The sequence below is a fragment of the Halobaculum sp. P14 genome (genome assembly GCF_051195155.1).
Taxonomy (GTDB): Archaea; Halobacteriota; Halobacteria; order Halobacteriales; family Haloferacaceae; genus JBNTKA01.
On sequence record NZ_JBNTKB010000005.1, the window covers coordinates 180482 to 198183 of the forward strand.

General features: G+C 69.6%; 14 protein-coding genes and 1 tRNA gene. 4 read left to right on the forward strand and 11 right to left on the reverse strand.

The window, feature by feature from the left end; genetic code table 11:
- Positions 1 to 5: 5 nt before the first annotated feature.
- The 3 genes from ACQUS7_RS11220 to ACQUS7_RS11230 form a co-directional block, all read right to left on the reverse strand.
- A complete protein-coding gene (locus ACQUS7_RS11220) occupies positions 6 to 1469 on the reverse strand; it encodes an RtcB family protein (protein ID WP_435147056.1) in 1464 nt (487 codons plus the stop codon).
- Between the two features lie 151 nt (positions 1470 to 1620).
- The gene (locus ACQUS7_RS11225) at positions 1621 to 2052 is read right to left on the reverse strand and encodes an archease (RefSeq protein WP_435147058.1); all 432 of its coding nucleotides are present in this window, start codon (positions 2050 to 2052) and stop codon (positions 1621 to 1623) included.
- Positions 2049 to 3398 (reverse strand): DUF502 domain-containing protein, encoded by a 1350-nt coding sequence (locus tag ACQUS7_RS11230; RefSeq protein WP_435147060.1) that lies wholly within the window; start codon positions 3396 to 3398, stop codon positions 2049 to 2051. The genes ACQUS7_RS11225 and ACQUS7_RS11230 overlap by 4 nt, the downstream gene beginning before the upstream one ends.
- 184 nt (positions 3399 to 3582) lie before the next feature.
- Between ACQUS7_RS11230 and ACQUS7_RS11235 the strand changes: the two genes are divergently transcribed.
- Positions 3583 to 4071, forward strand: coding sequence for a GNAT family N-acetyltransferase (locus ACQUS7_RS11235; RefSeq protein ID WP_435129727.1), 489 nt, complete (start codon positions 3583 to 3585; stop codon positions 4069 to 4071).
- Positions 4072 to 4479: 408 nt separating this feature from the next.
- On the opposite strand, the gene ACQUS7_RS11240 is transcribed toward ACQUS7_RS11235, so the two are convergent.
- The 5 genes from ACQUS7_RS11240 to ACQUS7_RS11260 form a co-directional block, all read right to left on the reverse strand.
- Positions 4480 to 6174 (reverse strand): histidine kinase N-terminal 7TM domain-containing protein, encoded by a 1695-nt coding sequence (locus tag ACQUS7_RS11240; protein WP_435147062.1) that lies wholly within the window; start codon positions 6172 to 6174, stop codon positions 4480 to 4482.
- Positions 6175 to 6272: 98 nt separating this feature from the next.
- Complete coding sequence (locus ACQUS7_RS11245) at positions 6273 to 7223, reverse strand: D-2-hydroxyacid dehydrogenase (RefSeq protein WP_435129733.1); 951 nt, start codon at positions 7221 to 7223, stop codon at positions 6273 to 6275.
- Between the two features lie 81 nt (positions 7224 to 7304).
- Complete coding sequence (locus tag ACQUS7_RS11250; RefSeq protein WP_435147065.1) at positions 7305 to 8192, reverse strand: GAF domain-containing protein; 888 nt, start codon at positions 8190 to 8192, stop codon at positions 7305 to 7307.
- A 59-nt stretch (positions 8193 to 8251) separates the two neighbouring features.
- Positions 8252 to 8959, reverse strand: a complete 708-nt coding sequence (locus ACQUS7_RS11255) for a fumarylacetoacetate hydrolase family protein (protein WP_435129739.1) — start codon at positions 8957 to 8959, stop codon at positions 8252 to 8254.
- Between the two features lie 197 nt (positions 8960 to 9156).
- Complete coding sequence (locus ACQUS7_RS11260) at positions 9157 to 12237, reverse strand: FAD-binding and (Fe-S)-binding domain-containing protein (protein WP_435147067.1); 3081 nt, start codon at positions 12235 to 12237, stop codon at positions 9157 to 9159.
- A gap of 216 nt (positions 12238 to 12453) precedes the next feature.
- On the opposite strand from ACQUS7_RS11260, the gene ACQUS7_RS11265 reads away from it, so the two are divergent.
- Positions 12454 to 12750 (forward strand): PRC-barrel domain-containing protein, encoded by a 297-nt coding sequence (locus ACQUS7_RS11265; RefSeq protein ID WP_435129744.1) that lies wholly within the window; start codon positions 12454 to 12456, stop codon positions 12748 to 12750.
- 783 nt (positions 12751 to 13533) lie between these two features.
- On the opposite strand, the gene ACQUS7_RS11270 is transcribed toward ACQUS7_RS11265, so the two are convergent.
- Complete coding sequence (locus ACQUS7_RS11270) at positions 13534 to 14997, reverse strand: DHH family phosphoesterase (protein ID WP_435129747.1); 1464 nt, start codon at positions 14995 to 14997, stop codon at positions 13534 to 13536.
- A gap of 123 nt (positions 14998 to 15120) precedes the next feature.
- Between ACQUS7_RS11270 and ACQUS7_RS11275 the strand changes: the two genes are divergently transcribed.
- A tRNA-Lys gene (locus ACQUS7_RS11275) sits at positions 15121 to 15194 on the forward strand.
- A gap of 115 nt (positions 15195 to 15309) precedes the next feature.
- On the opposite strand, the gene ACQUS7_RS11280 is transcribed toward ACQUS7_RS11275, so the two are convergent.
- A complete protein-coding gene (locus tag ACQUS7_RS11280) occupies positions 15310 to 15606 on the reverse strand; it encodes a hypothetical protein (RefSeq protein WP_435129750.1) in 297 nt (98 codons plus the stop codon).
- Positions 15607 to 15863: 257 nt separating this feature from the next.
- Here ACQUS7_RS11280 and ACQUS7_RS11285 point away from each other — a divergent pair, with 257 nt between their 5' ends.
- Positions 15864 to 17129, forward strand: coding sequence for an MFS transporter (locus ACQUS7_RS11285; protein ID WP_435129753.1), 1266 nt, complete (start codon positions 15864 to 15866; stop codon positions 17127 to 17129).
- 52 nt (positions 17130 to 17181) lie between these two features.
- On the opposite strand, the gene ACQUS7_RS11290 is transcribed toward ACQUS7_RS11285, so the two are convergent.
- Positions 17182 to 17652, reverse strand: coding sequence for a universal stress protein (locus tag ACQUS7_RS11290; RefSeq protein WP_435147071.1), 471 nt, complete (start codon positions 17650 to 17652; stop codon positions 17182 to 17184).
- Positions 17653 to 17702: the final 50 nt, after the last annotated feature.

Sequence of the window (17702 nt, forward strand, 5' to 3'; positions counted from 1 at the left end):
CCGCCCTACCCCTTGATGTTGCAGACCGGGAAGGTGCGGGCGACCTTGTCGCCGATACCGAGTTCGTCGCTGACGCGGACGACCTCGTCGACGTCCTTGTAGACGCCCGGCGCCTCCTCGGCGACCGTGGCGCCCGACTGCGCTTTCACGTAAATCTTCTCCTGGTCGCGGAGCTCGTCCCGGACGGTCTCGCCCCAGTACTCCTGTTTCGCCTGCGTCCGCGACATGACGCGGCCGGCGCCGTGCGCCGTCGACCCGAACGTCTCCGAGAGCGACCGCTCGCCGCCGACGAGGACGTAGCTGCCGGCGCCCATGCTGCCCGGAATGATGACCGGCTGGCCGACGTCGCGGTACGCCGCCGGCACCTCCGACCGGCCGGCCGGGAACGCCCGCGTGGCGCCCTTCCGGTGGACGAACAGGTCGCGCTGTTCGCCGTCGACGTCGTGGGTCTCCCGCTTCGCGATGTTGTGGGCGACGTCGTACAGCAGCTCCATGCCGAGGTCGTCGTGGTCGGCGCCGAACACCCGCTCGAACACGCGGCGCGTCCGGTGCATGATGAGCTGCCGGTTCACCCACGCGAAGTTGATGGCGGCGCACATGGCGCCGTAGTACTCCTCGGCGAGCGCCGACCCGGCCGGCGCGGCGGCCAGCTCCTTGTCCGGAAGCTGGTCGAGGAGGTCGCCGTGATTCGACTCGATGCGGCGGAGGTAGTCCGAGCACACCTGGTGGCCGAGGCCGCGCGACCCGCAGTGGATGAGGACGACGATTTGGTCCTCTTCGAGCCCGAACGCGGCGGCGACGTCGTCGTCGTAGGTGTCGGTGACGCGCTGGACTTCGAGGAAGTGGTTGCCCGAGCCGAGGCTGCCGAGCTGGTTCTTCCCGCGGTCTTTCGCCTTCTGGGAGACGAACGACGGCTCGGCGTCCGGCCGGCGGCCCTCGTCCTCGCAGTGGCGAAGGTCGGCTTCGGTGGCGTACCCCTCCTCGAGCGCCCAGTCCATGCCGCGCTCCAGGACGGCTTCGATGGTGTCGATGTCGCCGGAGACGACGCCGCCGCCGCCGAGCCCCGACGGGACGTTCGCGAACAGCGACTCGACGAGCTCCTCCTCGTGGCCCGCGACGTCGTCGTAGGTGAGGTTCGTCTTCATCATGCGGACGCCGCAGTTGATGTCGTAGCCGACGGCGCCCGGCGAGATGCAGCCGGATTCGGCGTCCGTCGCGCCGACGCCGCCGACCGGGAAGCCGTACCCCTGGTGGCCGTCGGGCATGCAGAGCGCGTGCTTCGTCATGCCGGGGAGGTGCGTCGCGTTCTTGAGCTGCTGGAGCGTGTCGTCGTCCGAAATCTGTTCGAGCAGCGGCTCGCTCGCGAGGACGCGCGCCGGGACGTTCATGTCGCCCTCCTTCGGGATTTCCCAGACGTGCTCTCGCACCCGCTTCAGCCGGATTCCGTCGTATTCGCGGGTCTCGGTCATGTGCGTCCCTCCGCTCCCCCGACGGAATACGGTTACGTTCCCCGCGGCGACCGCCCGTCCACGTCGCTGTCGAACGGAAGAGCCCTGCTGTGCGGGCCGCGTCGCGGCGGCGGTCCGTCCGGTGACGGGCGGCCTGACACCTCCGCGTCGGCTACACGTCGAAGACGACGTAGGCGTGCCAGCCGTCGTCCGTCTCCGTGAGGTCCATCTCGGAGTACGTCACGGCTTTCACGTCGCGGGCGACGACGTCGGCGAGCGGGACGCCGCGGGCGGACGCGGAGACCGTCCACTCGCCGCCGGATTCGGTGACGGTCGCGTCGTTGTCGACCGGGAGGACGCCGCGGACGTCCCGCTCGTAGATGAGTTCGTCGAGGTAGTCGAACAGCGCGGCTTCGGCGCCCTCAGCCGTCACGTCCAGCGAGAACCGGTCGCCGCCCGTCTCCGGGACGTCGTCGCACATCGCCGCGGCGAGTCCGTCGGCGACCGCGGCGAACACGCCGGAAATCGTCGGCGCGGTCGCCTCGACCGCGACGTCGGCGGTGTGCTCTCGGAGCGCGAACTCGGGGGCGTCGGCCGCGGTCACCGGTCGCCCTCCTCCGAGTCGTCGCCGTCCGCATCGCCGCGGTCCGCCGCGTCCGCTGCCGTGTCGGCAGCCGGGTCGGTCCCGGATTCGTCCGGGTCCGCGGTCAGTTCGCTCTGGTCGTGAACCTCGGCCGGCCGGCCGTCGGTGTGTTCGCGCTTCGCGCCGGGGCGGTCGCCCGCCTCCTCGGGCCGCGTGTCGGTGTCCTCGCGGAGCGACGGGTCGCGGTCCGCCTTCTCCGCGGGCCGTTCCTTCTCGGCCGTGCGTTCGGGTTTCGGCCGGTCGGCCTTCTCGGCGGGTCGCTGCGGCTCCGTCGTGCGCTCGTCGGCCGGCCGGTCGGCCTTCTCCGCCGGCCGCTCGTCGGTGTCGGCGGTCTCGGGCTCGTACCGGCCGGCCTCCGTCGCCGGCGTCACCGTCGACTCCCGCTGGCCGTACAGCGAGTACGGCTGCTCGTCGTCGAGCGCCGACGACTGGTCCTCGAAGGTGTCGCGCTGGGCGCGCGTCCGGCGGGCGATGTCGGTCGGCGTCTTCGACCGCTCGGGGGCGACCTGGCGGTCCCACTCGTCGTCGCGCTCCACGTCGACGTCGTCGGCGCGGCGGACGGACGGCGAGTCGGCCGACGGGTCGAACTGCTGGTCGGCGTGTTCGACGCTCGCGAGTTCGCGGAGCGTCTCCTCGGAGACGCCGCCGGCGCCGCCGCTTCCGCCGGAGACGGCGACGCCGCTCGTCACGACCGCCCGAATCCCCTCTTCGACGGTCATGTCGACGTCCATAACTTTCTCGGCGGGCATGTGGACGAGGTGGCCGCCCATCACCGGGTTCGGCGCGAGCGGCAGGAACAGCGTCTGCATCTTCGCGTGACCGGTCGGCTCGCGGAGCGCGTCCGGCGTCTCCGTCGTCAGGAAGCCGAGCGTGTACGCGCCCTCATGCGGGAACTCGACGAGTTTCACTTCGCGGAAGTTCTGTGCGTCCTCCTCCAGCATGACGTCGGACATCTGCCTGAACGACTCGTACACCGAGCCGACGCCCGGGACGGTCGCGATGGCGGAGTCGAAGTAGTCGATGGCGATGGAGCCGAACCGCGTCGAGTTCACGAACAGCCCGACGACGAAAATCAGGTACAGCAGCACCACCGGCGCGATGAGTTCGATGAGCTGCTCTTTGCCGACGACGCCGACGCCCGGGATGGTGAACCGGGTCGCCGCGGAGAAGTCCAACACGAGCGTGGAGAACGCGTCGAGGTACCGGTAGACGTACTGGACGGCGATCGCGAGGACGATGACGGTGATGAGAAGCGGGACGATGACGGCGAGCCCGGTGATGAACGCGCCGCGGATGAGCTGCCGCATGGAGACTCCGACACTCCGCGGCGACAGGTCCGGCATTACTCCATGAGACGTGCAGGGACGTGAAAACAATTCTGCCATCGGCCCCGCTCACCCCCGCCATCGGCTGCGGCCGCACTCCGCTCGGCCGTGCAGGGGCGGCCGCCGACGGTGGAGTTAAATCCGGGGACAGACGTACTCTACGTCAGTGAGCGTCAACGTCGACTGCCGCGTGGACCGGCCGGGCGATGCGACCCACGCGGAGACCGCCTGGGCGCTGAAAGAGCGCATCCGCGAGGACGAAGGCGTCCTCAAGCAGCGACGCGGCTTCTTCATGGACGCGTACCGCCGCGCGACCTGCTACCTACTGTTCGAGGAGACCGCCGACGGCGACGACGAACTCGTCGCGTTCGCCTCGGCCCGCCGCGACGGCTACGTCCTGTTTCTCGCCGTCTCGCCGGACGCCCGCGGCCACGGCCACGGGAAGCGGCTCGTCGCGAAAGTCGCCGACGACAACCGGTCGGTGACGTGTCACGCCCGAACCACGAACCGGCAGGCGCTCGACTTCTACGAACACATCGGCTTCGAGCGCGTCCGCCGCATCGACAACTACTACGAAGACGGTGGCGACGCCTACTACCTGAAACTCGGCGACGGCAAAGGGTTCGCCGAACGGCTCTCCGAGTTCCTCCGGTAGTCGCACGACGCATCCGGTAGCCGTATGTGTCGCCGGCGCCAACGCCGAAGCGCGCGCCCTAGTCCCCGGCCCAGTACACCCACCAGGGTGCGATGACGGCTCGGAGAACCCAGGCGCGCGACACCGGTCGCAGACGCGACCCGACCGGCGGCACGTCACCCCGCCTGCCCGGCACGAGGGTTTACCGGCCGACGCGGCACACCGCCACGGGATGACGCCGGCTCGTTAGTGTTCCGGGCGACATTTCACGCGCCGCCAGCCGCCGCTGTGACCGCCGCGTCGATTCGGTTACGGACGACTGACTCACGCACCCGCCGCACCGGTATCGCCGGTATCGCGGCGCCTTCTGACGCGACACTCGATTTGTTCAGCGGCAGAAACACCGTCTGCGGGCCCTTCTGTGCAGTCTCACTGTTCCGTGTCGGCGTCGGCCGCCGGTAACTCCACGTAGACCGTGGTGCCCTCCCCGGACGGTTCGAACCGGACCGACCCGCCGAGTGAGGTGACGCCCCACTTCACGAGCCAGAGGCCGAGGCCGCTGCCGTGTTCGAGCGCGGACTCCGTCTCGGTGTCGAGCACCGCGAGTTCGTGCTCGGGGATGCCGGCGCCGTCGTCGCGGACCGCGACGGTGAGCGTCGATTCGTCGTCGGCCACCAGTTCCACCTGGACGGACGGACGGTCCGCCGGGTTGTGTTCCAGTGCGTTCTCGACGAGGTTCCGGAGTATCTGGTCGAGAAGCTCGCTGTCCGCCAAGACTTCGCGGTCCTCCGGGACGTCGACGTCGATGGACGCCGCGGGGTACTGCTCGGACAGGTCGTCGCGGATTCGCTCGGCCGTCTCGCGAATCGAGACCGCCGTGGGCGGTTCGCCGTCGGCGGCGACGACCTGCTCGATGCGCCGCGCCTTCTCGCCGAGCGCCATCAGGTCCGCCGTCTTCGACTCGGCGGTCTCCAGGAACCGCCGGGTCTCCTCGTCGTCGACGCGGTCGGCGGCGAGCTGGACGTTGCCGCTCACGACGTTCAGGTCGTTCCGGAGGTTGTGTCTGAGGACGCGGTTGAGCACGGAGAGCCGCTGTTCGCGCCGGCGCTCGGCGGTGATGTCCTGCAGCACGACGGTGTCGCCGACCGCGGCGCCCGAGGAGTCGTTCAGCGACGCCGTCGTGACCGCGTACACGCGTCTGCGGCCGTCGACGACTCGCGTCACGGTCTGGTCGTCGCCCCGGAGGTCGACCTCGGGGAGGACGTCGTCGAGCGGGCGGCCCAGCGCAGAGCCCGAGTCGAGTCCGAGAACGCGTCTCGCCTCGCCGTTGAACTCGATGATTCGCCCGCCGTCGTCGACGATGACGACCGGCGACCCGAGGTTCTCGATGGCGGCGCGGTCCGCGACTCGGCGGGACGCCGGAACCAGTTCGAACATGTCCCGCGAGAAGAACGCGTACATGTCGAACGCGAGGTGAACCGGGAAGACGAGCGGCGTGAGGTTGAGCGGCGGCGACCCGCCGACCTGGACGAGCCAGAGGAGGAACGGGAGCCCGGGGAAGATGGGGGAAACAGCGATTGCGGCGGCCTGCGTGCGGTAGAGCGGCCCGTAGCTGATGACGGTGTCCACGAGCAGGAACGACGCGGCGGCGATCATGAGGATGAAGCCGGCGGCGTTGACGAACAGCCACGGCTGATGGGTGTACGCGACCGTGGCGACGCCGTACACCGGTTCGATGTGGTAGTTGCTCCACGCGACGTGGTGCAGCGGGTTCGTGGCGACGACGAGCGTGTGCGCCGTCTGCAGCAGGACGATACCGGCCATGAGCTTCGAGCGCAGCAGCCGACCGCGGCCCGTGTACTCGAGCGCGAACGCCAGGAAGAACACGCCGATGAAGTTTATCGCGAACCAGATCGGCAGTTCGAACAGCCGCCTGAGCGCCGGGTCGAACACGAGCAGCGCCGCGCCGTACGACAGCGACCACAGCGCCTCGCAGGCGATGGTCGCGATGAAAAACCGGCTGCCGAGCTTCCCGCGGTACGGCCAGAGGTACCGAATGAATCCGACGGAGATGGCGCCGGACAGCAGCGACCCGACCGCCAGCCACGGAACGGCCGAAGACATACTACCGTCACACGGCGCTCCGGTGTAAAAAGGCGCTGACGCCGACGCGCGAGACGACGGCGGCTGGCGAGGCGTCCGTCGGTTGCCCGGCGGCCGACTCAGACGACCTGATTCTTCAGGTCCGCGTCGGCCCCGTCTTCGGCGAGCCGGTCGACGTTCTCCGAGAGGATGTCGACGACGCGCTCGAAGTACCGCGGCGTGTTCCCGGCGTTGTGCGGCGTGACGTGGACGTCGTCGAACCGCCACAGCGGGTGGTCCTGCGGGAGCGGCTCGGGGTCGGTGACGTCGAGGAACGCCCCGCGGAGGTCGCCGCGGCGGAGCGACCGGAGGAGCGCGTCGGTGTCGACGACTTTGCCGCGCGCGATGTTGACGAGCGTCGCCTGGGGCGGCAGCGTCCGGAACGCCTCGGTGTCGATGAGCCGCTCGGTCTCGTCGGTGAGCGGGCACGCCAACACGAGGTGGTCGGTGCGGGCCAGCGGCTCGGGCAGGTCGTCGAACCCTAGCACTTCGTCGGTTGGGCCGCCCTTCTCCGGCGTGTACCGGACGCCGATGGTGTGGACGCCGAACGGCTCCAGCCGCTCTGCGATGGCGGTGCCGATAGCGCCGAGCCCGACGATTGTGACGGTCGAGTCGTACAGCTCCTCGGTCGGGTACGGACGCCACTCGCGGCGGTCCTGCTGACGGGTGGCGCGGCGGAATCCGCGGGTCATCGACACGAGCGCGCCGACGACGTACTCGGAGATGTTGGGCGCGTGGACGCCGGCCGCGTTCGTCACGGCGACGCCGCGGTCGCGGAACGCGTCGAGGTCGAGGTGGCCGGTGCCGGCGTAGACGCCGGCGAACAGCGACAGCTCCTCGGCGCGGTCCAGCAGGTCGCTGATGGAGTGGCCCGGCCCGACGACGACGTCCGCCGACGGAATCACGTCGCGTTCGGCGGCCGGCGTCTCCGCGAGCACGACGTCGTGGTCGGGGAGGCGGTCGCGTAGCTCCGCGGCGAGGTCGCCGGCCGGGAGGCCGTGAATCTTCTGTCGCGTCACGACGATTCGCATACCTACCGCGTCGACTGCCCCCTACTTAGTCGCCGCGGCGACGACGTTCGGCGCGGTTCCACCGCTACACCGTCGTCACCGTCAGTCGGCGGCCGACGGCTGGTCGTCGTCGGCCTTCGCCGCAGCGGCTTCCAGTAGGTCGTCGACGGCGGCGCTGTACCGCTTCAGGGTCTCCAGTTCCTCGGCGCTGTACGAGCGGGGTTCGCCGTGTCGGACGCACAGCGACCCGACGCGGTGCCCGTCCGCGTGGACCGGGACGCCGGCGTAGGACGGATACGCTCGCGGCTCGATGCTCGGGGCGTCGGCGAACTCGGGGTCGGCGGCGAGGTCCGGGACGACGAACGGCCCCTCGTCGAGGACGGTGTGTGCGCAGACGACGGCGGAGCGGTCGAGGTTCGCGGGCGGGTCCCAGCCGTGCGTCGCGACGAAGTGTTCGACGTGCGTGTCGACGAGGCCGACGAACGCGACGTCGACGGCGAGCGCGTCCGCGACTTCCGCGACGACGGCGTCGAGGTCGTCCCCGGCGGCGAGTCCGTCGACGTTGCACGCGCGGACCGCGGCGGCGCGGTCCGCCTCGCCGTCCGGGACCGGGTAGCGGAGGTGCCGGCCGGACTCGACGGCGCGTTCGGCGGCCGCCGCGACCAGCCCCGGCGAGTCGCGGTCGGCGGCGACTTCGACGCGGATGTCCTCGCAGGCGGGCGGGTCGACTGGGTGGTCGGTGCCGGCGACGATGCAGGCCGCGTCCGGGAAGCGGGCGGTGACGGCGGCGAACACGAGCGACGGGTCCGCCCAGGTGCCGGCGGAGTCGACGACGACGCAGTTCACGTAGCCGTCGGCGTCGCTCGCCGCCTGAACGGCCTCGGAGACGGAGTCGGTTCGGGTCACCTCGAAGTCGGCCGCGGCCGTGAACCGTCGACTCCACGCGTCGTCGTCCGAGACGACGAGTGCGTCACCGGCCGAGAGTCGCATGGCTCCTGTAAATGAATCCAGTCAGATAGGAGTTCGGGCTCGGGGAATCGTCGCCGGTGTCAGACGACCTGATTGACGAGGGTGCCGACGCCTTCGTACGTGATTTCGACGGTGTCGCCGCGCTCGACCAGCCCGGGGTTCGCGGGCGACCCGAACGCGACGGCGTCGCCGGCGCGCAGCCGGAAGCGACGCGAGAGGTACGACACGATTTCGTGCGGGTCGAACAGCATCAGTTCGGTGTTCGACTCCTGTCGGCGCTCGCCGGCGACGTCGGTGTGCATGTCGATGCCGGTCGGGTCGACGTCGGTTTCGAGCCACGGCCCGAGCGGCCCGGACGCCGTGAACGCCTTCCGCGCCGTCCGTCCCTGCTGGTCGAGCGCGTCGACGTCGTTCATGACGGTGTAGCCGCGGACGACGTCCGGGACGTCGGCGGCCGGGACGTCCTCGCAGGCCTCGTCGATGACGGCGACGAGCTCGCCGGCGTACGTGAGTTCGTCCGTCCACTCCGGGTACGGAATCGGGTCGCGGTGCCCGACGACGCTGTGCGGCGGCTTGATGAAGAAGTCCGGCTCGTCGGGCCGCTCGTACTCCATCTGGTCGAGCGTCGCCGCGAAGTTCCGGCCGACGCAGAACACCGCGTCCGGGTCGCACGGAGCCAACAGCTCCGACTCGTCGACGTCGTACTCGGCGTCGTCGGCGACGAGCGTCCCGTCTCGGTACTCGCCGGCCCGGACCCCGTCCGGCGTCGCCGCGCGTGCCAGTCGCATGCGGAGGAGACGTGGCGGCGACCGCAAGTAGTTCACGGTTCTACACGGCCGACCGTGCCGACCGGCTCCGCATCGACGAACGGCGAGCGACGAACGGGAGCGGCGAACCGCGAACCGCGAACCGCGAACCGCGACCAGCGAACCGCGAACCGCGAACCGCGACCAGCGAACCGCGAACGGAGAGTAGCGAGCGGGCCTCAGTCGAGTGCGGCGGCCAGTTTCTCGACCGGGTGGGGCGGCTCCTCGGTTTCGCCGTCGCGGTCGCCGAGCTGCGACCGGCAGGAGGCGCCCGGCGCGACGACCTCCTCGCCGCGGCTCTCGTCCACCTGGTCGTAGAGGATGCTGGCGATGGACTTGCTGAGCGAGTGGTGTTCGGCCTCGTAGCCGAAGCTCCCCGCCATGCCGCAGCACGTCGAGTCGAGCGGGTCGACCTCGTAGCCGGCGCGGCGCAGCACGCCGACCGCGTGGTGGTCCTTCTTCGTCGCCTTCTGGTGGCAGTGGCCGTGGTAGGTGAGCGGCCGGAAGTCGTCGGCGTCGCCGCCGGCGGCGTCGGCGTCGCGGAACGACATGTCGTCGTCGAGCCGGAACGTGTCGACGTACTCCAGGACGCCGTAGCTGTTCGCGGCGACCAGCGCGGCGTCCTCGTCGTCGTGGAAGTCCAGCAGGTCCGACTGGAGCATCACGGCCTCGCTCGGCTCGACGACGACGACGTCGCGGTCCTCGCGGATGCGCGGCGCGAGGTCGTCGACGGCGGCGCGGCTCCGGCTCCGCGCGCGGTCGAGAAAGCCCATGCTGTGGGCGGGCCGGCCGGTGTCTTCGACGTCCGCGAGTTCGACGCGGACGCCGGCTGCTTCGAGCGCGCGGACCGCGGCCTTCCCGGCGTCCGGGTGGTTGTAGTTCGTGTAGGTGTCCGGGACCAGAACGGCGACGCGGTCGGCGTCGGCCTCCGGGATGGAGCCGCCGCGGTCGCCGTACCAGTCGCGGAGCGTCTCGCGGTGGAACGTCGGCAGGTTGCGGTCGGCGGCGATGCCGAGCACCTTCTCGCCGACGAACCGGGCGCCGGGGAGCTTCGCGGCCCAGTTCGACACCGGCGCGAACGTCGAGCCGAGCCGGCTCACGAGGTTCACGTCCGCGAACAGTTTGTCGCGGAGGCTCGCGCCGGCTTCCTGGTGGCGCTCGTGGGTGACCTCGGCTTTCAGCTTCGCCATGTCGACGCCGCTCGGGCAGTCCACCTTACAGCCCTTACAGCCGACACAGAGGTCGAGCACCTCGTCGGCGAACTCCTCCTCCGTCGGGTCCGCAGGGAGGTCGCCGGACATGGCGCCGCGGAGCAGGTTCGCGCGGCCGCGCGTGGACTGGATTTCCTCTTCGGCGGCGCGGAACGTCGGGCACATGACGCCGCCGGTCGTCTCCTGTTTGCCGCGGCAGCCGCCGCAGCCGTGACACAGCTCGACCATGCCCTGCATCCCGTTTTCGTTGTCCCAGTTCAGTTCGGGGTCGAAGCCGGCGTCGAACGCGTACTCCGGGTCGAACCGGAGGTGCTCGGTGAGCGAGTGGTCGCCGCAGACGTTCCCCGGGTTCAACAGCCAGTCGGGGTCGAACGCGGTCTTGAGGTCGCGGAACGTCTGCCAGAGGTCGTCGCCGTACAGCTTCCGGTTCCACTGGGTTCGGGCGCGGCCGTCGCCGTGCTCGCCGGAGACGGAGCCGCCGTACTTCACGACGAGGTCGGTGACGCCCTCGGCGATGGCCTCCATCTGTTCGAGGCCGTCGATGGTCTTCGTGTTGACGAGCGGCCGGATGTGGAGGACGCCGGGGCCGGCGTGCGCGTACACGGACGCGAACGCCCCGGTCTCGTCGAGCAGGTCCTGGAACTCGGAGACGTAGTCGGCGAGGTGCTCCGGCGGCACGGCGCAGTCTTCGATGAACGAGATGTGTTTCTCGTCGGTGGTGCGGCCGAGCAGGATGGGGAGGCCGGACTTCCGCATCTTCCAGAACTTCGCGCGGCGCTCCTCGTCGTGCGCCTCCATCGCGGCGGCGGCGTGAATCGGCTCGTCGGTCCGGACGCGCCCGTCGGTCGGCGCCGCGACGGTCTCCGTGTTCGGACAGCGGTCCGCGATGAGGTCTGCGACCTTCTCTTGGCCCTCCTCGTCGCTGTCGGCGTAGAACTCGACGAGCAGCACCGAGTTCGTGCCGTCGGGCAGCATGCCGACGACCTCGCTGAACTCCGGGGTGTCCCGCGCGAGGTCGAGGAGCGTGTCGTCCATCACCTCGACGGCCGCCGGGTCGTGTTCGAGTATCGGGCCGACGTCCTCCATCGCGGAGACGATGTCGTCGTAGGTGAACAGCGCGACCGCCTTCGTCGCCGGGATGTCGACGAGCGAGACGGTCGCCTCGGTGACGGTCGCGAGCGTCCCTTCGCTGCCCGCGAGCAGGCGCGCGAGGTTCACGGTGCCGGGTTCGCCGGTGCCGGGGCCGTCCGCCCACTCGCCGCGCGCCTCCTCGACGAGCACGTCGAGGTTGTACCCGGAGACGTTCCGCTTCAGGTCCGGGTAGCGCTCGGTCACCTCGTCGGCGTCCTCGTCGAGGACCCGGACGACCTCGGCGTAGATGCGTTCGAGCAGGTCCCCCTCCGGGTCGGCCTCCTCCCGGAGCGTGTCGACTTCGACGTCGCCGAACGTCTCGACGCTGCCGTCGGCGAGCACCACTTCGCAGGACTCGACGTAGGCGTCCGTCTTCCCGTACTTGAGCGAGTGCGCGCCGGTGGAGTTGTTGCCGATGGCGCCGGCGACGGCTGACTTGTCGCGCCACGCCGGGTCGGGCGCGAACTTGAGGCCGTGGTCGGCCGCGGCGGCGTTCAGGTCGCCGACGATACAGCCCGCGTCGACGGTGGCTTCGGCAGCCTCCGGGTCGAGGTCGACGATGCCGTCCATGTACCGGGTGAAGTCGAGGACGACCGCCTCGTTGACGGTCTGACCGGCGAGGGATGTGCCGCCGCCGCGCGGCAGCACCGGAATCTCGCGGTCCGCGCAGTAGGACATGACGGCGGCGACGTCGTCGGTGGATTTCGGGAGGACGACGCCGATAGGGGTCTCCTGAAAGGCGGAGGCGTCGGTGGCGTACAGCTGCCGGCTGTAGCTGTCGAACCGGACGTCGCCGTCGACGAGGTCGTCGAGGTCGGAGACGAGTCCGGGGCGGGCGACGTCGTCGGACGTGAAGTCGAAGTCGGCGCCCGGAAGATCCGGGTCGCCGTGCCGCGAATGAGGCGCGTCTGAGGACATGCAGTAGTGTGTGCGACTGTGTCGTGGCGTCACATAAACGCGTGGGCTTCGACAGGACGTGCGGCCCAGCCGAGACCGGAAAACGTCAAGACAGAGTCGGATTCGCCCCCTGTCACGTCAGGCGTTCGACCCGTCGCGCCGCGGACGCGCGGCTTCGTCAGACGGACGTCGGCGCCGGGGGACGCTTTTAAGACCCATCCGTCCCTCTCCAGCGGTATGAACGCAGACGGGACACCCCAGGAGATCACGACGCTCGTCGGGCGGGAGGTGTACTCCAACAACGGGGTCTTCGTCGGCGAGGTCGAAGACGTCAGACTCGACCTTGACGCCGAGACCGTGACGGGGCTCGCACTCGCGGAACTGAACCACGACCTGTTCACCGGCCGGGTCGACCCCGGAAAGGGCGTCTTGGTCCCCTACCGGTGGGTCCGCGCCGTCGGCGACGTCATCCTCATCAACGACGTCGTCGAGCGCCTGAAAGACGACTCCGACCAGGAAGAAGCGCTCGCGTAACCGCCCGTTTTCCCGCCGAATCAGTTCGCGGTCCTCGCCGCCCGCCGAGCCACCGCGTTCGGCGGCCCGTGTGAGACGGACGGACCGCTGTTCGGCGTCAACGTCGATGCTCCCTCAGGAATGAAGCCCGACGAGGTGTCGGGTGGTCGTCCGGCGGTACGGATTCGTCGTGACGATGCAGGCGGTCGCCGCCCTGTTCCGCGACGGTTCGCGGTTTCCCGCGACGATTCGTGGTCGTGAGTCGGTGCGCGTCGAAGCGCCGGGTCCGTGTCCCGCCCGACGCCGGTCGTTCGTGCGATTCTGTTGGTTCGTGCGGTTCCGGTCGTCCGTTCGGTCCCTGTCGTGCGTTCGATTCCGGTCGTCCGTTCGGTCCAGTTCGCGTGCCGATTCTCGGTTTCGCGCCGATTCCGTGTGAGCGAGCGATTCGTCGGTCGGTTCCGCCGTGTTCGTGGTCGATGCGTGGTGTCTCGCTTCGATTCGCGATTTCGTGGTTTCGTTCCGGCTGAAGTCGGCCGAGAGCGTTCACGTGCGGGTCACGTCGGTGCGCCGCGTCTGCCGCGTGGGGTCGGTCGATAGCCTGTGACGGAAACCACCTCGTTTGCTACGTTGTACCACACCACACTTGTACGTTTCGGTGAGACTGGCCGGAGTGGCAAGCGGCCGGGAAACCAGCGACTGGACGTGGTCAACTAGCCGAGAGAGAAGCGACAGCGTCAGTTACGGGTCGAGGCGCGCTCGGGCAGCGCTCGGAGCCTGTCGGACAGGCGGCGTCTGCCCGAGTGCTCAGGTGCCGTTCCCGGACTCGCTTCCGCTGGAGCTTTCGACGCCCATCGCGTCGAACAGCTTCTTCCGAACCGCCTCCTCGGAGAGCTGCCGGAGCGTATCGCGGTTCTCCTCGCTCGTCTCGATGCCGGTGAACAGGCCGAGCGGAATCTCGGCGTTCCCCTGCGTCGAGTGACCGGCCGCCTCGCCGATGTCGGAGAAGGCGTCGTGGAGGACGCTCCCGATGTTGATGCGGATGTCCTTCGACCGGGCGGCGAGGTAGATGTTGTCGTCGGCGATGCCGAACACGGTGGAGGTCGTGATGCCCTCCAGGTCGAGGAGCTGCTGGGCGGCCTGCGCCAGCGCCTCGCGGTCGCGGACGAACCCGGCGTTCGACAGCAGGTGGCTCCCCTGCACCTCCCGGTTCTGAATCGCCTCCGCGAGCACGTCCAGCGTCTCCGGGCTCATGCTCGGCGACTCCACCTCCTCCAGTTTGTCGTGGTCGGCGAACGGGTGGAGGTAGGCGGCCGCGGTCAGGTCCGCGGGGGTCGTATCGCGCTTGAAGTCGACGGTCTCCGCGCGGATGCCGTACAGCAGCGCGGTCGCGACGGTGTCGCTCGGTGACAGGTCGAACTCCTGGATGTACTTCGTGAGGATCGTCGACGTCGCGGAGACGTTCTTCCGGATGTCGACGAAGTCGGCTTCCAGCTCCTCGTCGGCCTCCTCGTGGTCGATGTAGATGTCGACGTCGACGCCGAGGTCCATGCCGCCGGAGTCGCCGTAGTGGATGAGCGCGACCGCGCCGTACTCCGACAACGGCTGCACCTCGTCGCGCGCGTGCAGGTCGATGCCGAGCGTATTCACGAACGCGCGGTTCTCCTGATGCCCGATTTCGCCGTCGTAGATGATGTCCGCGTCGACGTCGAACTCCTCGGCGATGGCGCGCAGCGCGACGGCCGACGCGATGGAGTCCGGGTCCGGGTTGTCGTGAGCGAGCACCGCGAGCTTCCCGTCGGCGGACCGGAGGATGTCCGCGAGCTGCCGCGCCTTGTACTCCAGTTCGCCGGATTCGAGCGCGCGGAGCGCCGAGTCGGCGATGACCGTCGACGGATTGATGACGACGTCGGCGCCGAGTTCGACGAGTTCGTCCTCGCTCACCGGGTCGGAGGCGCGGACGACGACGTACTGTTCGTGGCCGGACTCCCGAATCGCGCGGACGGCCGCCTTGTTCGCGTCGACGTCCGAGGACAGAATCAGGATGACGTCGCGTTCGGCGACCGCGTCGGCGACGCCCTCCTCCGCGATGTCTTGGACCTGCGCGTTCAGGTCCTGGTCGCGGAGCGCCTCCACCCGCGACTCGTCCTTGTCGAGGATGAGAACGTCTTTCCCCTCCTCGGTGAGTTCGTCCGCGACGGCGTGGCCGACGCTGCCACAGCCGAGAATCGCGTAGGTCGACATCGAGGAGACCGTAACCCCAGTACTCATTACGTGACGACTCGGGTTGCGCGACACTTAAGCGGTGATGTTCGTTCATCCGGAGTGACCCCCGGCTCCGTGGCCGGGAAACGGAAGGCCTTTTACGGCGCCTCCGCTTCGGTTGGATGTAGCGGGCCGGTAGCTCAGTCAGGCAGAGCGACGGACTCTTAATCCGTCGGTCGGGGGTTCAATTCCCTCCCGGCCCGTGTTCCTCAACCGAGCAGTGAAACCGCCGGAGAGCGCAGCGGGAGACGAAGCAGCGAGGAGAGCGGAGCGCAGCGGCCGAGGCTCGATTCTTTCGGCACAGTGACGGAGCGGTCGCTACTCGTCGTTGCCGCAGGAGATGTCGACGTCGCAGTCGACCGCGAACTCCTCGCAGTCGAGCAGTTCGGCGATTTCGGGGGCGGTGAGGCTGCCCTGTTCGACGGCGCGGGTGAGGAGTCGCTGGACGCGGCCGGTTCCGGGCTGGAGTCGGTTCTCGCCGCGCATCCGGATGTAGTACTCGGCGGCGACGTCGAGGGCGCCGGACTTCGTCGTCTCGCCGGTGGCGTCCTTGAGCGCGTCGTACACCGATTCGCGTCTGTCGGTCATCCGTATCGTGGTCGTGGAGCTAGACATGTATCCAGTGTCCGTCTCGAACGCCTAAACTGCTGAGTAAACTGAAATCATGGTTTCACCGTTCCGTCGCCGGACAGCGACGCTCCGTCGACTCCGGCGCGTTCGGACCGCCGCTGCCGGCCCTGTCGACCCGGTGGTGAAACCGACCGAGTGGCGGACAGACCAGGAGGCGTGCCGGCCCGGCGGCGGCCCGACCCGAACGGCGTCGGCGCGGACGGATTCGACGCCCATATCACCGGGAGGCGGTATTCCGAGTCGTGACCAGCGACTCGTCTCCTCGGCTCCAGTTTTGGACGCTCTATCTCGTCCGGTTCGCCGGCGGCTTCGGGCTCATCACGCTGACGACGCTGCTCGCGAAGTACGTCAACACGTTCGGCATCACCGGCATCCGCGTCGGCCTGCTGTACACGGCGTTCACGGCCGCGCAGACCGCGGCGGTCGTCCCGCTGTCGTGGGCGGGCGACCGGTACGACAAGCGGGTCGTGCTGCTCGGCTGTCTCGGCCTCGGCGTCGTGACGTACGCCGCGTTCGGCTCCGTCGGCTCCGGGAACCAGTTGATGGCGGTCCGGGCGCTGCAGGGCGTCGTCGCGACCGGGATGGGCCTGATGTCGCTGTCGCTCGTCGGCGAACTGGCGACCCGCGGCACCCGCGCGAACGCCATCGGGAAGTCGAACGCGGCGCGGTTCGCCGCCTCCATCCTCGGGGGTCTCTCCGCCGGCGCGATGTACGACTACTTCGACGGCTTCGACGAGGTGTTCACGCTCATCACCGGGCTGTTCGTCGTCTCGCTCGGCGCGACCGCGCTGCTTCTCGACCCCGACGACACCCGCATCTCCGGGTTCCCGTTCTCAGACCTCGCGGTGAACCGCCGCATCCTCACGCTCACGTCGTTCCGGGCGCAGTACGCCGTCGCGGTCACGCTCGTCCGGTCGTGGGTGCCGCTGTTCGCCGGCGTCGCAGCCACCGGCGGCGCGTCGGCCGGCCTCGGCTACGGCGGCCTCGCCATCGCCGTCGTGACCGTGTCCGAGAAGTTCACCAACATGCTGCTGCAGCCGTTCACCGGGCGGCTTTCGGACGCCGCCGGGCGGAGCCTGTTCGTCTTCGCCGGCGGCGGCGCGTACGGCCTCGTCGCCGTCGCGGTCCCGTTCACGCCGGCCGTCGGCGCCGCGCTCGGCCTCCCGGAGACCTACCCGGTCGTCGGCGACGTCTCCGCGGCGTTCCTGCCGCTGCTCGCGCTGAACGGCGCGCTCGGCGTCGCCGACAGCTTCCGCGAGCCGGCGAGCATGGCGCTGTTCGCCGACGAGGGCAGCGACGGCGCCGGCGTCGCGTCCAGTTTCGGCGTCCGCGAACTCGTCTGGCGGCCCGGCTCCGTCGTCGCGCCGGTGTTCGGCGGCTGGCTCATGGGCAGCGTCGGCATGGCCGCCGTGTTCTACGTCGGCGGCGGCTTCGCGGTCCTCGGCGCCGTGACGTTCCTCGGCGTGCTGTGGCGTTTCCACGGCGCCGGCGCCCTCACCGAGTGGTGACGGCGCGGCTTCGGCTGCGGTGACGAAAACGCGGGTTCGGTTCTGCGGCCGGTCAGGCGTCGAGCGGCTCGCCTTCCTCGTCGACCGGGGTCTTCACGACCATCACCGGGCGGTCGATGAGCCGGACGACGCGCTCGGTGACGCTGCCGAGCAGGCTCCGGTAGGCGTCCGGGCGGCGCTTGCTGCCCGCGATGACGAGGTCGACCGAGAGGTCGTCGGCGACGTCGACGATGGTTTCGTACGGGACGCCGTGGACGAGGTGGCTCTCGAAGTCGACGCCGGCGTCGGCGCAGCGGCGCTTCACCTCGGCGAGCGTGTCCTCGCCGAGTTCCTGGAAGCCGTACTCCGGACCCTCGTGGCCGTCGACGTACTCGTCGCCGCTGTACGCCGAGTAGGCGTCCTCGTCGACGACGAACAGCGCGTGCAGCGTCGCGTCGCGTTCGGCGGCGAGGTCGATTGCGTGCTCGACGGCGCGCTCGGAGGCGACGCCGCCGTTGGTGGCGATGAGAATGTCGTCGTACATGTCGGTCGGTGGTTCGCCGGACGCGATGAAAAAGGAACGGGCCTCTTCTC

Excerpts from the sequence above, each read along its gene's own strand:
- ACQUS7_RS11230 (WP_435147060.1), bottom strand. The coding sequence starts at position 3,398 with ATGCGGCAGCTCATCCGCGGCGCGTTCATCACCGGGCTCGCCGTCATC.
- ACQUS7_RS11290 (WP_435147071.1), bottom strand. The coding sequence starts at position 17,652 with ATGTACGACGACATTCTCATCGCCACCAACGGCGGCGTCGCCTCCGAG.
- ACQUS7_RS11280 (WP_435129750.1), bottom strand. The coding sequence starts at position 15,606 with ATGTCTAGCTCCACGACCACGATACGGATGACCGACAGACGCGAATCG.
- ACQUS7_RS11265 (WP_435129744.1), top strand. The coding sequence starts at position 12,454 with ATGAACGCAGACGGGACACCCCAGGAGATCACGACGCTCGTCGGGCGG.
- ACQUS7_RS11270 (WP_435129747.1), bottom strand. The coding sequence starts at position 14,997 with ATGAGTACTGGGGTTACGGTCTCCTCGATGTCGACCTACGCGATTCTC.
- ACQUS7_RS11245 (WP_435129733.1), bottom strand. The coding sequence starts at position 7,223 with ATGCGAATCGTCGTGACGCGACAGAAGATTCACGGCCTCCCGGCCGGC.
- ACQUS7_RS11260 (WP_435147067.1), bottom strand. The coding sequence starts at position 12,237 with ATGTCCTCAGACGCGCCTCATTCGCGGCACGGCGACCCGGATCTTCCG.
- ACQUS7_RS11250 (WP_435147065.1), bottom strand. The coding sequence starts at position 8,192 with ATGCGACTCTCGGCCGGTGACGCACTCGTCGTCTCGGACGACGACGCG.
- ACQUS7_RS11240 (WP_435147062.1), bottom strand. The coding sequence starts at position 6,174 with ATGTCTTCGGCCGTTCCGTGGCTGGCGGTCGGGTCGCTGCTGTCCGGC.
- ACQUS7_RS11220 (WP_435147056.1), bottom strand. The coding sequence starts at position 1,469 with ATGACCGAGACCCGCGAATACGACGGAATCCGGCTGAAGCGGGTGCGA.
- ACQUS7_RS11255 (WP_435129739.1), bottom strand. The coding sequence starts at position 8,959 with ATGCGACTGGCACGCGCGGCGACGCCGGACGGGGTCCGGGCCGGCGAG.